This window comes from Candidatus Manganitrophus noduliformans, from assembly GCF_012184425.1.
Classification (GTDB): Bacteria; Nitrospirota; Nitrospiria; order SBBL01; family Manganitrophaceae; genus Manganitrophus; species Manganitrophus noduliformans.
This window is the reverse complement of record NZ_VTOW01000001.1, coordinates 598,925-615,489: the sequence shown is the minus strand read 5'-3', so window position 1 is coordinate 615,489 and position 16,565 is coordinate 598,925. Positions and strand designations below refer to the sequence as shown.

13 protein-coding genes are annotated in these 16,565 nt (G+C 55.7%); 9 read left to right on the top strand and 4 right to left on the bottom strand.

The window, feature by feature from the left end; genetic code table 11:
• The first annotated feature begins 44 nt into the window (after positions 1-44).
• Genes nadD through gpmI form a run of 4 tightly spaced genes read left to right on the top strand, consistent with a single transcriptional unit; the run spans position 45 to position 4,153 of the window.
• Positions 45-758 (top strand): nicotinate-nucleotide adenylyltransferase, encoded by a 714-nt coding sequence (nadD, locus tag MNODULE_RS02940; protein ID WP_168057986.1) that lies wholly within the window; start codon positions 45-47, stop codon positions 756-758.
• Entirely contained in the window at positions 683-1,198 is a 516-nt protein-coding gene (rsfS, locus tag MNODULE_RS02935) for a ribosome silencing factor (RefSeq protein ID WP_320412458.1), read from the top strand. Before nadD ends, rsfS begins: the two co-directional genes overlap by 76 nt.
• Before the next feature lie 3 nt (positions 1,199-1,201).
• Positions 1,202-2,569 (top strand): tetratricopeptide repeat protein, encoded by a 1,368-nt coding sequence (locus MNODULE_RS02930; RefSeq protein WP_168057985.1) that lies wholly within the window; start codon positions 1,202-1,204, stop codon positions 2,567-2,569.
• Positions 2,570-4,153: a 2,3-bisphosphoglycerate-independent phosphoglycerate mutase gene (gene gpmI / locus MNODULE_RS02925; RefSeq protein ID WP_168057984.1), complete on the top strand. Its 1,584-nt coding sequence runs from the start codon at positions 2,570-2,572 to the stop codon at positions 4,151-4,153.
• Between the two features lie 2 nt (positions 4,154-4,155).
• Here gpmI and MNODULE_RS02920 read toward each other — a convergent pair whose 3' ends face one another.
• Complete coding sequence (locus tag MNODULE_RS02920; RefSeq protein ID WP_168057983.1) at positions 4,156-4,605, bottom strand: CBS domain-containing protein; 450 nt, start codon at positions 4,603-4,605, stop codon at positions 4,156-4,158.
• An 87-nt stretch (positions 4,606-4,692) separates the two neighbouring features.
• A complete protein-coding gene (locus tag MNODULE_RS02915) occupies positions 4,693-5,649 on the bottom strand; it encodes a GGDEF domain-containing response regulator (RefSeq protein ID WP_168057982.1) in 957 nt (318 codons plus the stop codon).
• Between the two features lie 315 nt (positions 5,650-5,964).
• Between MNODULE_RS02915 and rnr the strand changes: the two genes are divergently transcribed.
• Positions 5,965-8,115 carry a ribonuclease R gene (gene rnr / locus MNODULE_RS02910; protein WP_168057981.1) on the top strand — a complete coding sequence of 717 codons (2,151 nt, stop codon included), beginning with the start codon at positions 5,965-5,967 and terminating at the stop codon, positions 8,113-8,115.
• Positions 8,116-8,453: 338 nt separating this feature from the next.
• On the top strand, positions 8,454-8,954 hold the full coding sequence (locus MNODULE_RS02905) for a hypothetical protein (protein WP_168057980.1): 501 nt from the start codon (positions 8,454-8,456) through the stop codon (positions 8,952-8,954).
• 176 nt (positions 8,955-9,130) lie between these two features.
• On the opposite strand, the gene MNODULE_RS02900 is transcribed toward MNODULE_RS02905, so the two are convergent.
• Together MNODULE_RS02900 and MNODULE_RS02895 are read right to left on the bottom strand one after the other, a co-directional pair.
• Positions 9,131-10,525: a PAS domain S-box protein gene (locus MNODULE_RS02900; protein WP_168057979.1), complete on the bottom strand. Its 1,395-nt coding sequence runs from the start codon at positions 10,523-10,525 to the stop codon at positions 9,131-9,133.
• Between the two features lie 165 nt (positions 10,526-10,690).
• Positions 10,691-11,365, bottom strand: coding sequence for an HAD family hydrolase (locus tag MNODULE_RS02895; protein WP_168057978.1), 675 nt, complete (start codon positions 11,363-11,365; stop codon positions 10,691-10,693).
• A gap of 350 nt (positions 11,366-11,715) precedes the next feature.
• Here MNODULE_RS02895 and smc point away from each other — a divergent pair, with 350 nt between their 5' ends.
• The 3 genes from smc to MNODULE_RS02880 all read left to right on the top strand — a co-directional run bounded on the left by smc (position 11,716) and on the right by MNODULE_RS02880 (position 16,468).
• Positions 11,716-15,321, top strand: coding sequence for a chromosome segregation protein SMC (smc, locus tag MNODULE_RS02890; protein WP_168057977.1), 3,606 nt, complete (start codon positions 11,716-11,718; stop codon positions 15,319-15,321).
• 42 nt (positions 15,322-15,363) lie between these two features.
• A complete protein-coding gene (locus MNODULE_RS02885; protein ID WP_168057976.1) occupies positions 15,364-15,792 on the top strand; it encodes an ester cyclase in 429 nt (142 codons plus the stop codon).
• A gap of 280 nt (positions 15,793-16,072) precedes the next feature.
• Positions 16,073-16,468 (top strand): hypothetical protein, encoded by a 396-nt coding sequence (locus tag MNODULE_RS02880; RefSeq protein WP_168057975.1) that lies wholly within the window; start codon positions 16,073-16,075, stop codon positions 16,466-16,468.
• Positions 16,469-16,565 lie beyond the last annotated feature (97 nt).

The following is a 16,565-nucleotide window of genomic DNA, read 5'->3' as shown; positions in this document are numbered from 1 at the left end:
CGAATAACGATTCACGTTGAACGATTCACGTCCTCTTATGAACTATGCGCATCGGCCTTCTAGGCGGCACCTTCAACCCGATCCACAACGGCCATCTCTACATCGCCGGGGCCGTCCGTGAAAAACTTCATCTTGATCGGATTCTTTTTATCCCTTCCGGAACGCCACCCCACAAAGAGGAAGAAGGAATCCCTCCGGCAAAACATCGCCTTGAAATGACCCGGTTGGCCCTATTAGGCCATCCCGAATTCGAGCTCTGCGAAATCGAGGTAAAACGACCGGGCAAGTCGTATTCCGTAGAAACCCTCTCGGAGCTGAAACGTCTCCACCCCCATGACCGGCTTTTCTTCATCATCGGCACGGACGCCTTCGTTGATCTCCCGACCTGGAGGGAGCCCGAGCGCCTCTTCACACTCTCTGACTTTATTGTCGTCACCCGTCCCGGCCACCCATTTTCGCAATTGCCCGATCTCGGCCCGCTTCAAAAGCTCAAAAGGAGTAATTCGAGCCCGCTCCTGGAACTCGACCGCCGGAAGGAGGGGATCGTAACTGTTCCTTTAACATCAGAGACATCGATACACTTTCTCTCCATTTCCCCCAGCCCGATCTCGGCAAGCGAAATCAGAAAGAGGCTCGCGGCCGGCCGAGGGACGAAAAATCTCTTGCCTGAACCGGTAGCCTCATATATAATAAAAAACAAACTCTATGGGGCTTCATCAGAGACATTTCGGGACCGATCAGATCAGGAAAGAGGATAACGATTCCTAAGGATTCAAAGAAAGCCCGCGTAAAGAAACCGGCCTGGGATGCCAAGGCAAAGGCCCTTCTCATTGCGACGGCCGCCCAGTCGAAGCACGCTGAGGAAATTACCGTTTACCAAGTCGGCGACTTGACCTCCCTCGCCGACTTTTTTGTCATCTGCTCTGCGGAATCGGAGCCTCAGATTCGGGCCATCGTCGATGCGGTTCACGACTCCCTTGCAAAAAAGGGATCGAAGCCCCTTGGGGTCGAAGGCCGTGGGGCGAGCCTTTGGGTCCTCGTCGATTACAACGACGTGATCCTTCATATCTTTAAAAAAGAAGCAAGGGAGTTTTACAATCTCGACCGACTCTGGGGAGACGCCCCGCAACTCCCTTTCCCTTCTTCAGAGATGGAAGAGCCTCCGAGTAAAAAGAAAGAGCGAGGGAGGGTCAGATAGTCCATGCCTCTCTTAATCCTTATTTTCTTCGCCTTCATCGGAATTGTCGGTTATCTCGCCCAGCTGAATCCGGAAAAGGTCACCCTTTTCATCACGCGCGAGACCTCCTATGAAATGCCGGTCACCGCGCTGATTCTCTTCTCCACCGCCTTCGGCGGCCTCCTGGTCATCCTCTCCGCCGGCATCCGCGAAACCAGAAACCTTTTTCTCAACTGGAAATACACCCGGCTGCAAAAGAAAGAAGCGCAGGTCGAGACCTATTATACCGAGGCGGTTAACGCCTTTCTCGGAAAGCGGTATCGCGACGCCACCCTCCTTTTCCAGAAGGTGCTGGCGCTGAACCCGAATCATGTCAGCACCCTCCTGCGGCTCGGAAAGATTCAGCGGATCGAGAAGAATTTCAACGAGGCGATCCGGCTCCATCGGAAGGCGCGGAGTCTCGACGAGCAAAACATCGAGGTCCTCCTCGCCCTCTCGCGCGATCTCGAAGAAGCCCAGCGATTCGAGGAGGCGATTCAGCATTTGAAGGAAATTCTACACCTCGATGAAACCAATGTCGCGGCGCTCACCCGTCTTCGGGACCTCTACATTCGGCTTCAGCATTGGGAAGAGGCCCATCCGATCCAAGAGAAGATCCTCAAGCTGCCGCTCTCCTCCGAGGCAAACCAAAAAGAGCGGGTTATTTTCCTCGGGATCAAATACGAGATCGGACGGCTCTTCCTCCAACGCGACCAGAAAGAAATCGCCCGGCGCTACTTCAAAGGGGCCATCAAACTTGAAAAGGGATTCTTGCCGGCCTACATCGGCATCGGCGAAGTCCATTTGAAAGAAGGAAAGACCGAACTCGCGGCGGCCCTGCTGGAAAAAGCCTATGAAATGACGAACCACCTCATCCTGCTCCATCGCCTGGAAGATCTCTACCTCGAAATGGGGGAGCCGGAGAAAATCCTGCAGGTCTACCGGAAGGCGATCGATAAAGACCGCCACAACACCGTTCTTAAATTTTTTCTCGGAAAGCTCTATTATCGTCTTGAAATGATCGATGACGCCTTCGAGACCTTGGCGGAGATCGACGCCCATGTCGAATATTTCCCCGATCTACACAAGATCCTCGGAAACATTTATATGCGGCGGGGAGAGCCCGAGTCGGCCGTGGAAGCGTTCAAAAAAGGTCTCAAGCTGAAGAAACGGGTCTTGGTCCCCTACTACTGTGCCCAATGCGACTATCACACCATCGAATGGTCGGGGCGATGCGGCCGGTGCGGCCGGTGGAATACCTATCAGGCCAATCCGATCCTGGTCGACAAAGCCCATAAGAAAGCCCTCGCCGAAACCCCCTATTCCACCCCGCACCCTCGGGAGATCATCTAAATGCCGCAGAGACCGAAACCTGTCGTCCTGATCATCCTGGACGGCTGGGGAATCAATCCCCGGACCGATGCAAACGCCATCGCGCTGGTCGATCCCCCTTTTTACCGGTCACTCCTGGAGCATTATCCGAACACCTATATCGAGGCCTCCGGCGAGGCGGTGGGGCTCCCCGATCAACAGATGGGGAATTCGGAGGTGGGGCATCTGAACATCGGCGCGGGCCGGATCGTCTATCAAGATTTTACCCGGATCAATAAGGCGATCACCGAGGGAACCTTCTTCAACAACCCGGCCCTGAATGCGGGGCTCGATGCGGCCAAGGAGCGGAACAACACCCTTCATCTGATGGGGCTTCTCTCGGACGGCGGCGTTCACAGCCACATCGACCATCTGATTGCCCTTTTGGAAATGGCGCGGAAGAAACAGCTCCGATCGGTTCGGATTCATCCCTTCCTGGATGGGCGGGACACCCCCCCGCAGAGTGCGCTTCGTTATATCGATCAGCTCGAGCAGGTCCTTGAGGAAAAGCGCCCCTCCGGCGCCGACTGGAAGATCGCGACAGTGATCGGGCGCTATTATGCGATGGATCGAGATAAGCGCTGGGATCGAACCGAGAAGGCCTATCGAGCGATCGTCGAAGGGAAAGGAATCGAGGAGATCTCTGCAAGAGTGGCTGTAGAGAAGAGCTACGCGGCGCAGATCACCGACGAATTCGTGAAGCCGGTTGTCATCGTTGAGGAGGGAAAGCCGGTCGGAAAAGTCCTAGACGGGGACAGCGTCCTCTTCTTTAATTTCAGGGCCGACCGCGCCCGGCAGCTGACCCGCGCCATGACGCAGAGAGATTTCACCGGTTTCCCGCGGGAGGTTTTCACGCAGCTCGCCGCATTCGTCACGATGACCCGCTATGATGAAACCCTCCCCCTACCGGCGGCGTTCGAGCCGGTTTCGCTCGACCAGATCCTGGCGGAGGTGATCAGCCGGCGGGGGCTCCACCAGCTTCGGATCGCCGAGACCGAAAAATATGCGCACGTCACCTATTTCTTCAACGGCGGCCGAGAGGTCCCGTTCGAAGGAGAAGAGCGGATCTTAATCCCCTCTCCCAAAGAGGTGGCGACCTATGATCAGAAACCGCAGATGAGCGCGTATGAAGTGACCGACGAGGTAGTCCGCCAGATCGAGCGCGGCCGGTTCGACCTGGTTGTGTTGAACTTCGCCAATCCCGATATGGTGGGGCATTCCGGCGTGTTGAAAGCGGCGATGCAGGCGGTCGAGGTGATCGATCGATGCCTTGAACGGATCGTCGACAAAACCCTTGCGGCAGGGGGAGCGGTTCTGATCACCGCCGATCACGGCAACTTGGAGCAGATGATCGATTACCAAACGGGGGAGCCGCATACCGCCCATACGACGCTGCCGGTCCCCTTTATTCTGGTCTCTCCGGAAAAGGTCCGGCTTCGGCCCGGCATCCACGCCGATATCGCGCCGACCATTCTCGATCTGATGCAGATCCCGAAGCCGCCGCAGATGGACCACGACTCATTGATCGTGAGGAGCGAAGCGGGGAAGCGAATGGACCTCAGGTGAAGTCAAAACCACCAGGGGGGCGGGCTCTCCTTCGATTTCAGATAGCCCTGTAAGATATCCCTCCTTGCAACCACCCCCACCAGGGTGCCGTTCTTATCGACGACCGGCACCCGGATCAGATGTTTCTCTTGAAGCAATTGAATGATCTCTTCCGATAGGGTCTCTTCGGTCACACAGATTGGGCTCACCGTCATAATCTCTTCCGCCGTCACCTTTTCCAGCTCTTTTCCGCTTGTGATCGCCTTGAGCAGATCAAATTCGCTGATAATCCCGACCAATCTCTTTCCTTTATCGACAATCGGCACACTGCCGAATCCACCCATCGTGATTGCGGTCGCGAGCTTGTCTCCGGTTGCATTCTTCGGGTAATAATAAACATCGGTCTGCATGAAGTGGGCAGCCGACATCTTCTTGAAATCCTCTCCCCCCAGCATATAGTCGACGCGTCTCATAACGGTCCTCCGTGTGAACGATATTTATTGTATCAACTTATCGGGTTGAATTGAAGCCCCCGATTCGATCAGGGAGCGGAAAGAAGCTTACTGGGGATCTTGATTGGATTCATGGACCGTGGCCGATTCCGCACAGTCTCTTCCGTTTTTTTTGGCTTTGTAGAGGGCATAATCGGCGCATGGCATAATCTGATCCATCTCCTTCAAGTCGGGGTCTGGCAGCGCCGCGATTCCGATGCTCAACGTAATTTTTTCCCCCTTTTTCATCTCTTTGAAGCGAAGCTGCCTGACATGTCTGAGGATCCGCCCCGCCGCCTTCACCGCCTCCTCTCCTTTCTGCTGGGAGAGAAGCACCGCGAATTCATCCCCTCCATACCGGGAAACCGTATCAACCCCCCGGATCTGCGCCTGGATCGTCTGTGCCGTCTCCTTTAAAACCAGATCGCCGACGTCATGGCCGTAAGTGTCATTGATTCTTTTGAAATGATCGACATCGATCATGAGGCAGGTAAATGGAGTCCCATAGCGGCGGTAGCGCTCGAACTCCTGGGCCAGCATCTCCTCGAACCGCCTTCGGTTGAAAAGACCGGTCACCGGATCGGTAATCGCCATCCGCTCGAATTTCCGCATCAGCTCCTCATACTCCGTGTTCTTCTTCTCAAGCTGATCACGGAGGGTCTTCTCGCGGAGAACGGCGTCGATCCGCGCCTTCAGCTCCGAATCATCGCACGGTTTGGTGACATAATCGTTCGCCCCGTCTTCCAGTCCGGCCACACGCTCCTTGACTTCGGTCCGGGCAGTCAAGATAATAATCGGGATCGATTGCGACTCGACATTCAACTTTGCCCACCGGCAGACCTCTCGACCGGAGATATCGGGAAGCACCAAATCGAGGAGAATCAAATCGGGCCGCTCAAGTTTGATCAACTTCATGCCCTGCATCCCGTTTTCGGCGATCAGGACCTCATGGCCCTCTCTTTCGAGCAGAACCTTGGAGTGCTTGGCCTCAAACGCGCTATCGTCAACGACCAGGATCTTGGCCATTCCTTGCTCCTCGCGACGGGAACTGAATCTGAACACGTATGTATGCCTTCCCCGCAGTTATTTTGGGGGAGGCATACGAAGCGGCGGTGTCTTTTCTCTCGGGCCGACGCTCTCCCAAGGCTTGACGGAAGCGTCAATCTGAGCCAAAGATACCACATCCCCTTGACCTGTCAAGAAAATGGAGCCCCTCTAGGGCAAGCTCGATGAGTGAGAAATATCACAATCATTGACCTGCGAAACACAACCGGATCGCCCCGTGGGGGGACTTCCAACTTCGACGGGGCTTCTGTATAATCATCCCAGGAGTGAATCACCATGCGCATTGAAAAAGAAGCGGTTCTTCGAGAACTGGAGAAGAAATCCGACCACCCCATGCTCCTGAAGGAGCTGATGCGGGCTCTCAAAGTTCCCAAGGATGCGCGAAGAGAGATCAAGAAACTTCTCCGTAAAATGATCCAGGAGGGGGAGATCATCAAGACCCGCGGCAACCGCTACGGCCTGCCGCAGAAGATGAACCTGGTGATCGGCCGGCTAAAAGGGCACCGCGACGGATACGGGTTTGTTATCCCCGAAACGGAGGGAGAACCCGACATTTTCATCGCCGCCAAGAAAATGGAAGAGGCGATGCACGGTGACCGCGTCGTCGCCCGGATCGAAGCAACCAAGCCCGACGGGCGGCGGGAAGGAAGGGTCATTCGGGTCTTGGAGCGGGCCCGCAAACAGATTGTCGGCCGGTATGAAAAAGGACGAACGGTCGGATTCGTCATCCCCGCCGACAAACGAATCACCAGCGATCTCTATGTCACCCCCGAAAACAGCCTCTCGGCCGAAACGGGAGAAATCGTTCTCGCCGAGATTCTCTCCTACCCGACCAAAACCCGAAACCCGGAGGGGAAAATCGTCAAGGTGCTGGGGAAGGCGGATGATCCCCGGATCGATACGATGATGGTCGTGGAGTCGTACGGCCTCCCGCGCGATTTTCCGCAGGAAGCGATGCAGGAGGCCGACAAGATCAAAGAGTCGGTCACCGCCCAGATGCGCAGGGGGAGAGAAGACCTCCGGGGTCTTCCGACCGTGACGATCGATGGAGAGAAGGCACGCGATTTCGACGACGCCATCTCGATTGAGAAGACCCGAAAGGGTTATCTTCTCCGGGTCCACATTGCCGATGTCTCCCATTATGTTCCGCAAGGGTCGGCGCTCGACCGGGAGGCGTACGAGCGGGGAACGTCGGTCTATTTCCCCGACGCCGTCATCCCGATGTTTCCGGAGAAGCTCTCCAACGGCATCTGCAGCCTCAATCCGAAAGAAGACCGGCTGGCGATGACGGCGGAGATGACCTTCGACGCCGACGGCCGGCGGGTCGGCTACAAGCTCTATAACAGCGTGATTCGAAGCGACGAGCGGATGACCTATACCGCCGTACGGCAGATCCTGGTTGACCGCGACCAGAAGGTGCGGGAGCGGTATGCCGCGCTGCTTCCTCAATTCGAATTGATGGAGCGGCTCGCAATGCAGCTTCGAAAGAACCGGCTGGAGCGGGGGAGCCTCGATTTCGATCTTCCCGAGCCTTCGATCGTCCTCAGCCTCACCGGGGAGACGATCGACATCATCCGAGAGGAGCGGAATGTCGCGCATCAGATCATTGAAGAGTTCATGCTCGCCGCCAATGAGACGGTCGCCGAACATATGACCGCCCTGGAGGTCCCCTTTCTCTATCGGATTCATGATCCGCCGACCCCGACCCGGATTTTTGAATTCAATGAACTGCTCAAGACTTTCGGCCTCTTCCTTCGCGATCTGGAAAGAATCCGCCCCAAGTCGCTCTCCGATGTCTTGGACGTAGTGAAAGGGCGCCCGGAGGAGCGCCTCATCAATCAAATTCTCCTTCGTTCTCTGAAGCAGGCGAAGTACTCCGCCGAGAACCACGGGCACTTCGGACTCGCCTCGGAGGAATATACCCACTTCACCTCGCCGATCCGGCGCTATCCCGATCTGGTGGTTCACCGTCTTTTAAAAAAGGCCCTCCATCAACGGATGTCGCAAGACGAGCAGGAAGAATGGGGACGTCGCCTCCCTGAAATCGGCAAGCATACCTCGGAGCGGGAGCGGGCCTCTATGGAGGCGGAGCGGGAGGTGATTCAACGGAAGAAGGTCAAGTTCATGTCGGACAAGGTCGGCGCAATCTACAGCGGCTTCATCTCCGGCGTCGCCGCCTACGGCCTCTTTGTCGAACTGGGCAGCTATTTTGTCGAGGGATTGATTCACGTCAGCAATCTGCATGACGATTATTACATCTACGACGAGAAGCAGCACGCGCTGATCGGCGAGCATCATCGGCGCACCTTCCGGCTGGGTGACCCGATCCAAGTCCGCGTCGATCGGGTCGATCTGGAGAATTGGCAGATTGATTTCGGTTTGATGGAAGAGGAAAAACCACGCCAACGGAAGCGGCGGTCGAAATAGGGCCGTTCAGCGCCCGCGAAACATGCTAATGTAATTAGAACAAGAAAAGCGGCTCTTCTCTACAGAGAAGACATCGTTCGCTTATTCCATCATGTCTTGGCCCCCTTCCCCGTTCCACTAACCCATCGCAACCGGCTGATCCCAAAGCCGAATCATAATCTTACTTTTTTACCATAAATATTGACTTTTTATACTTTTATGGTATAGTCCATATATGAATTTAATAACCCCCCGAGAGCGAAGAATGAGAGAACCTTCATGTTTTATAAGACACCATCGTGATTGTTTCCGGGGTCTTTCATCTTGCCGGGTGTGTCGCCTTGCGACGGAGGACAAACATGGACGATCATCAGTGGGGTGAACTCATCGCGTTTATCATCGACAAGACATTAATCTCGGAGCAAAGGATCGAGCGTATTCTCCACATTTATACTCCCGAAGCGCTTCCCCCGTCGTTACTAGAAGTAATACAAGATATCCTGATGGAAAAGGAGATTACAAGGGAAGGGGTGAGCCCTTTCACGAAATATGGCGCGCTTAGCTCTCTTATGGACCTTGAGGCGGAACAAACAAAAAAAGAGTTCCTCACTATCGAAACGGTTTTAGGGCACGGCAGGATATCCGAAGCGGCTGTTGGCGAGGTTCCGGAGCTATTTATCAAATATTCGAATCTCATCGAGGATATCTGTTCCAAAACAGGAGAAAACGAAGAGACAATCCACCAGGTCCACCGCGCTTACCTGGAATATGTGTATATGAAAACGAACAATCCTGACACCCTCATCCCTTTCCTGAAATGGTATTTGAAGACCGAAGAAAATATAAACCGCGACTTTTAGTATAAAAATATATTAAAAACCGTTCCGGTCATCGGATATTCCCGCCTCTTTATTATTCATTCATCCCGGCGGGAATATCCCTCCTTCGAGGGGATTGACGCAAATAGATTCGCCTGTGATTTGTAAATCCGGAATCGCGCTCATATCGGGATATCCTTAATTTCCGCAGGTCCGCGTCAAAGCCGGTCCTTCGACCGTTTGTGAGCCCGAATCTCCTTCCAAGACCCCCGACAGCGCCGGGCATTCTGCAGCGCCGCTCCGGCCTGTCGTGCTAAATTCTCCGCCAACTCCAGATCCGCCGTACGATACCGACGGCCCGAATCGATCAAGACGAAGGAGATCGCGCCGAGTGTACGCTCCCCGACCCGAAGCGGCGCGAGGATCGCCGATTTCAACCCGAGCGATCGGGCAATTTTCAGGTGTTCGTCATCCCATGCGACGGAAACCAGCATCTCGTCGGTGATCTCCGGAAGGAAGATCGACTTTCCAATCTGCAGCGCCCGTCGGATGGGGTGCTGTCCGTTTAGGTCGGAGGGATCGCGATGGAACAGCTTCCTTCCGAGCGCCTCTTTGGCGGGATCGGCGGCTGCCACGGCCAAACGGCGCAACGTTTGATTCTCTTCCAAAATATCGATGACGCACCCATCGGCCAAATAAGGGACGGCGAGGCGCGCAATACCGGCGAGCGTCGTTTCATAGTCGAGTGATGAGGCAAGCAGCGTGCCGGCCTCCGACAGAAAGGCCATGTGGCGACGGGCCTCTTCCGTCTCGGTTCGTGCGATGCGCTCCTGAAATGAGAGGCGGTGTCGCTCTTGCTCGATCCATTTGCGTTCGCTGATGTCCCGAATAAAGCCGGTAAAGGCGGGAGGCCCTTTTAAAAAGAGCCTCGTCATTTTCAACTCCGCAGGAAATTCACTTCCATCCGCCCGCATTGCCGTGATCTCGATGCGCCGACCCAGCACCTTCCCTTCTCCGGTCGCAAGAGCGTGCCTGATGCCTGCCCAATGCCGCTCTCGAGAAGCAGGAGGGATGATCCGTTCCGCCATCTCTTCCCCGATCACTTCGGAGCGGCGATAACCAAATGTGTTCTCGGCCGCCGGATTGAACTCAAGGATCTTCCCCTCATGATCGATGGTAATAATACAATCGAATGAGGCCTCCAGAATCGCTTCCCGCTGCGCTTCGCTCTCGCTGAGCGCCTTCTGCACCTTGTCCCGATTGGTCAAATCGAGAACAAAACTAATTCCGCTGTGTTGAGAGCCCTCCAGCATGATCGCTCCGAATAAAATCGGAACACGGCTGCCGTCTTTACGGACATACTCCTTCTCAAAAGGGGCGCAGACGCCGGTCTCCGCGAGATCTCGAAGTCCTTTCTCATCAAGGCGCCTATATTCCTCCGGCGTCATGTCGCGCGATCGCAGTCTCCCGGAGAGAAGCTCTTCCCGCGTGTAGCCGACCATGTTGAGGAAAGCATCGTTGGCCTCGGTGATATTTCCATGAACATCCCAAAGGAAAAGCCCCAGGACGTTCGACCCTGCCAAGCACCGCAAGATGCCTTTACATTTATTCATCCTTCTATTTATGCCGCGAAATTAAAAATCCGCAATCAGACTATCTCTCATCTCGATGGTACGAAATATCCTACCGAGAACAGGGGAAACCAGATGAAGTGCGTTTCGTTAATATATTCTTTCTAGGGGGTTTTAAAGCGGGGACGATTCGTCGAGATTGTTATATCAGCGGGGCAGCGAAGGAAAATCGATCGATGAGGAAGAGGGGTCGTTCCTCTTGTTCCGGAGGAGGCCTTGAACGCGTTGAAGCTGGCGCCGGCAGTCGTCGGCCCCCTGAAATAAAATCGACTCCATTCCGAGCCGTCGTGCGCTCTCCACATTGGGAGGGTGGTCGTCGATGAAGACACAGGCAGCGGGAACCAACCCGTAGCGGGAGAAGAGATGGTGGAAAATCTCGGCGTCCGGCTTGATCATTCGAATGTGCGCCGAGATCACCAGCCCCTTGAACTTCCCCCAAAAATCATATCGCCTCTGAAGATAGGCGAAGACATTCACCTGCATGTTCGACACACAATAAAGATTCATCCCTTCCTTCGACAGCTCTTCTAAAAGCGCGAACGTCGGCTGAATGGGGATGAGGGTCTCTCTCACAGTGTCCATCAGTTTCTTCATCTCCGAGAGAGGCCGCCCCGTTCGCCGCTGGAATAACAGAATCGCCGCTTCCTCGTCGAGGGTCCCTTTATCCAGGGCAAGCCAATCGGGATGTTGAAAGACCTCCTTCTTGATGAGGGCCTGCGTCTTCGGGGCCTCCGGATAAAGCCGCGCTAAGATTTGATCGGGCTTCCACTCCAAAAGAACCCCGCCAAGATCGAAAACAACATTCTGAATAGACCGCCTCATCAATCCTCCATCACCGAATGAATGCTTCCCTCGGTTCAGTATATCCCAGCCGGATCAATAGCCGATTGCAATCTTTAGCACTTCTGTGCAAAAGCTGCAACCCCGACCGCGACCCGATGGACTCTCTCTGATCGAGACCCCTAGATATAGACTATTTTCTTTACTTTAACCGAAACCTGTGTTATGAAGAAACAAATTTCTTGTTGTTTGGAGGTCTCTCTGCTTATCTTGATGGACCGATTCGACATTCAGGATCGATCCCCCACGACGCCGGGTATTTTCTTCCCCGCCCCGGTTTGCTTAACTCCTTTTCTCTCCAATTTACCCATCGAATATTTGAGGATATAAAGATGCGTCTTAAAAAATTAGAGGTCTTCGGATTCAAATCGTTCTTCGACAAAACCGTGGTCACCTTCCAGCCCGGCATCAATGCCATCGTCGGGCCGAACGGCTGCGGGAAGAGCAATCTGGCCGATGCCATCCTCTGGGTGCTGGGAGAGCAGAGCGCCAAAAACCTCCGCGGCGAAAAGATGGAAGATGTGATCTTCAACGGAACGGAGCAGCGCAAAGCGCTCGGGATGGCGGAGGTGTCTCTCACCTTCGGCGACATCGACAATGAACTCCCCCCTCCCTACTCCCCTTACGCCGAGATCACCGTCAGCCGGCGGCTCTTCCGCTCGGGCGAGAGCGAATATCTCATCAACAAGACGACCTGCCGGTTGAAAGATATCCGGGACCTCTTGATCGATACCGGGGCCGGATACCGCGCCCATACCATCATCGAGCAGGGGAAGGTCGATGATCTGATCTCCGCCTCTCCGATGCAGCGGCGGGAGCTCGTCGAAGAAGCGGCCGGAATCGCCAAGTATCGCCTCCGGAAGGCGGAAGCGCTTCGCAAGCTGGAGGCGACCGAACAGAACCTCACGCGCGTCCGGGATATCATCGGCGAGATCAAGCGGCAGATCAATTCCCTCGACCGCCAGGCGCGAAAGGCGGAAAAATACCAGAAACTGCGGGAGGAGCTCCGCGCGCTGGAGCTGTGGGTCGCCCGCGCCGAGTGGGATCAGTGGTGCGGGACACGTGAGCTTCTGGAGCAGGAGGAGAGGGGGCTGCAGGAGACGGCGTCTTCGGAAGAGAACCGTCTCGCCGGACTCGATTTGAAGCAGGCCGAAATCAAGCTCGCCTTGACCGAGCAGGAGCAGGCGCTGGGGCAGATCAAGACGCAGGTCTTCGAGATCGAGGGAAAAATCCAACGGCTGGAGGGGCGGATCGAGACGATCCGCGCCCAGCGGAAAGAGTGGAGCGAGACCGAAGCGCGCAACCAGCAGGAGATCGGAGAGATCCGCCAGGCCGAAGCGAGCCTGAAAGCGGAAGAAGAACTTCTTGAGAAAGAGCGGGAAGAGATCGAACGGGAGCAACCGGAACGGGAGCGGCTCCTCGCCGAGCGGCAGGAAGAGTCGAGCCGGCGCGAAGAAGAGCTCAATCGTGAGATCGCCCGCCTGGAGCAGGAGAAGGTCTTTCTCTTCGAGCTTGCCTCGCGGCTCACCCAGGCGAACAATAACCTCCTTCACATCGAGCGGCGGAAAGAGGATCTCTTTAAACGTAAAGGGCGCGGCGCCCAGGAACTCGAAGCGGTCCAAGGGAAAAAACAAACGATCGAAGAGGCCGCCGGCCAGTTGAAGGGAGCGTTGGAGCAAACACGGCAGCGTCTCTCGGAAAAGAGCGCCGCGCAGACCGCCGCCGCCGCCCGTTTGAAAGAAACGGAGGCCGACCTCAAAGCCCGGTCGGCCCGGCTCTCCCAGGCGAAGGAAGAATGGGCCGCTCTGGCCGCTCAGCTCGCCTCCCGCGAAGGTTTTTACCGAGGGCTTCTCGGCTCGGGAACGGAGAGCCTGCTGGTCCAGCTCCAGGGAACTCACGGGATGGTCGCCGACTTTATCGACGTCCCGGCCCCCTACGAAAAAGCGATCGAAGCGGTGCTCGAGAGCCGTCTGCGGGGCATTATCGTGGAAGGACCGGCCGAGATCAAGCAGGGAATCGAACACCTCCGGCAATCTCAGATGGGGCGGGGAACGTTCTTCCCCCGCCGGCCCCGCGTTCGGAGGGAGGGCGCTCCCCCGCTTGAAGCGGGCCAAGACGGAGTCATCGGCCGCGCCCTCGATCTGGTGACCAGCCGGGAAGGGTATGACGCTCTGGCGAACGCCCTCCTCGGAGAGGTGGTTCTGGTTCGAGACCTCGACGTCGCCCTTCGGCTCTGGGAAAGCGCATCGGCCCCGGCCGTTTGGGTCACGCTGCAGGGCGAGGTCTTGGATCCTTCCGGCGGGGTGACCGGGGGAGAACGGGGTGAGACCGGTCTTCTTGAACAGAAGCGGGAGATCAAATCGTTATCCGACCAGATGGACCATCTTCATGAAGAGATCCGCCGGTTGGAAGGGGAAATCACTGAGACGCAGGGGACCCTCCAGACCACGCGGCAGGAGATCGAAACGCTGACGGCGGAGATCCGATCGCTCGAGATGCAGCAATTGCATGAGCAGAAAGATCACAGCACCTCGCTGGCGGAGATCGACCGTCTCCAGAACGCCCTTCAGACCGTCCTCTTCGAGCAAGAGGAAGGAACGAAGGAAGAACGGGAACTCTTGCAGCAAGAAGAAGAAGAACGGAACCGGATCGCCGAAGCGCAGCGCCTCAAGGGAGAAAAAGAGGCGGAAATTGTCCGTCAGCAGGAGCAGGTCGAGGCATTTCGGCAAAGCTTGGGGGGAATGAAAGAAGAGGTTGTCCGGTTAAAGATGGAAACGGCCTCCCTCAAAGAGCGGCATCGTCACCTCCTGGAGAAGCGGGACCGGGTCCGCCGGGCCCAGGAAGAGCTCGGGCAGCGATTCCAAGAGAAAGAGCGTCTTCTCGCCTCGCTCAAGGAGAAGTGGCGGGCGGCTGAAACGGAAGAGGCTGAAACAACCACGGCCATCTCGCAGGCCATGTCCGAACGGGAGGAAAAGGTCGCCCAGATCCGTGAGAAGACCGAGGTCCACGCCGCCGTTCTGGCACAATTACAACGGATAGAGCAGGAGATCCACCAGGTTCGCTCGCAGTTGGACCAGACGCAGAAATCACTCCAGGAGCGCGCCCTTCGTAAGATTGAAGCCCAGATGACGCAGGAAAAGATCCGGGAGACGATCTTCATGAATTATCAAATCGAGATCGCCGAGACGACTCCCCCTCCCCCCCCTTCTTCCGAAGAAGGAGAATGGACGATGGACCAGGCGCGAGATCGCGCGGCGACGCTCCGGCATTCGCTCGATGAGATGGGACCGGTGAACATCGGCGCCATCGAAGAGTACCGCGAGCTGGAGACCCGCTACCAGTTTCTCACATCGCAGGAGACCGATTTAACCACTTCGATGGAGAGTCTCCGGCAGGCGATCGCCAAGATCAACAAAACCACGCAGAGTCTCTTCACCGATACGTTCCACCTTCTGAATGAGAAATTCAAACAGGTCTTCGTCTCCTTCTTCGGCGGCGGCAAGGCGGAGTTGATCCTGCTGGACGAGGCCCATCCGCTCGAATCGGGGATCGAGATGGTGGCGCAGCCTCCGGGGAAGAAACCGCGCAGCATCACCCTTCTCTCCGGCGGGGAGAAGGCGCTGACGGCGATCTCCCTCTTGTTTGCAACGTTCCTGATCCATCCGAGCCCCTTCTGTCTGCTCGATGAGATCGACGCCCCGCTCGATGAAGAGAACACGCGCCGGTTCACCAAGGCGATCGACGACATGTCGCAGCAGACGCAATTTATCGTCATCACCCACAACAAGCGGACGATGGAGATTGCCGATGTCCTCTACGGGGTCACGATGGAGGAGACCGGTCTCTCCCGCCTCATCTCGGTCGACTTGAACGAGAAGGAGCGAACGAACGGCAATGGACATCCGGTCGGAGCGCCGGTGACGTCCGATTCTATCTAACGGATTTGATTCGATCGGCCCGCGATGATGGAGGAGGGGAGCATGTCCACGGAAGAGAATGCCAACATCGTTCGGGAACATTACAGCGCTTTCAATAAACGTGATTTCGGGTACGGGGCAACCCTGGTCGATCCAAAGGTGCGATGGACCAATATCCCCTTTGCGACCACCTACGAGGGGCCGGAAGGGTATAAAGCGTTTTTAAAGATGTGGACCACCGCCTTCTCGGATGCGCGGATCGAGATCACGAATTTGATCGCCTCGGGCGATTGGGTCACCGTCGAGTTCACCGGGAAAGGAACCCATCAATCGGGCCCGCTCATCGGCCCCAAAGGATCGATCCCGCCGACCGGCAAGTCGATCGATCTCTCGTTCTGTGAAATCTTCAAACTCAAAAACGGCAAGATCTCCCTCGCCCGACTCTATTTCGATGCCGCCACAATGCTGCGGCAGCTGGAAAAGATCCCCTAACCGGACGTAGATTATTTTCATCCGACCGGCCTCATTTTTGTGAACTTTCCCGCTTGATTGAGAACAATTAATTTCGTTATACTTTTTCATGATACTCAAGATCAGTGTAACGCATGAGGGGTCCTCCTTTTCTTCAAGGTAGGGTGTTGGGCCGACATCATCCTTAAAGAGAAGATGGCCCCCTTTTCATTTTGATTGCGACGAGGCGCGCAGCATCGTTTCCACCTCACCGGATAGAAACAACCACCTAAACAGATCACGGATCAGGAAAGAGCGCCGCATGTTCACACAAGAGGATTTCGAGCAACTGATCAAGCATTACAATGACGACTATCTTTACCTGTTGATACGGGCGAGCCACCGGAGTTATGAGTGCCTCATCTCCTCGTTTATGGTGCTGAAGGATCTCTATCACGTAATCGTCAAGTTCCAGGCCTCGGGAGATTTCCAATTTCGAACCCTCCCTTATCCTTTGTCTTTTCGCGCCAACGACGATCTTCTCAAGAGCATGGGGTTCGACGGCGAAGAGATCAGAAACATCTATCACTTTCTTGAATTCGTGAAGCAAACACAAGGGAAAGAGTTTGAGGAATGTTTAGAAGGAAGCGTCTACAATTTGTGTAAACGTCTGCCGGATGATCAAGCTTGGAAAATGAAAAGCGCATTGCCTTCGTAGCAGGACCTTCGAACAGGAGGCTACGCGGATGGAAGCGGGGCGGAACGGCACAGGGATCAATACATCTCACCTCCATCTGGGCGGCTCTCCTTATAAA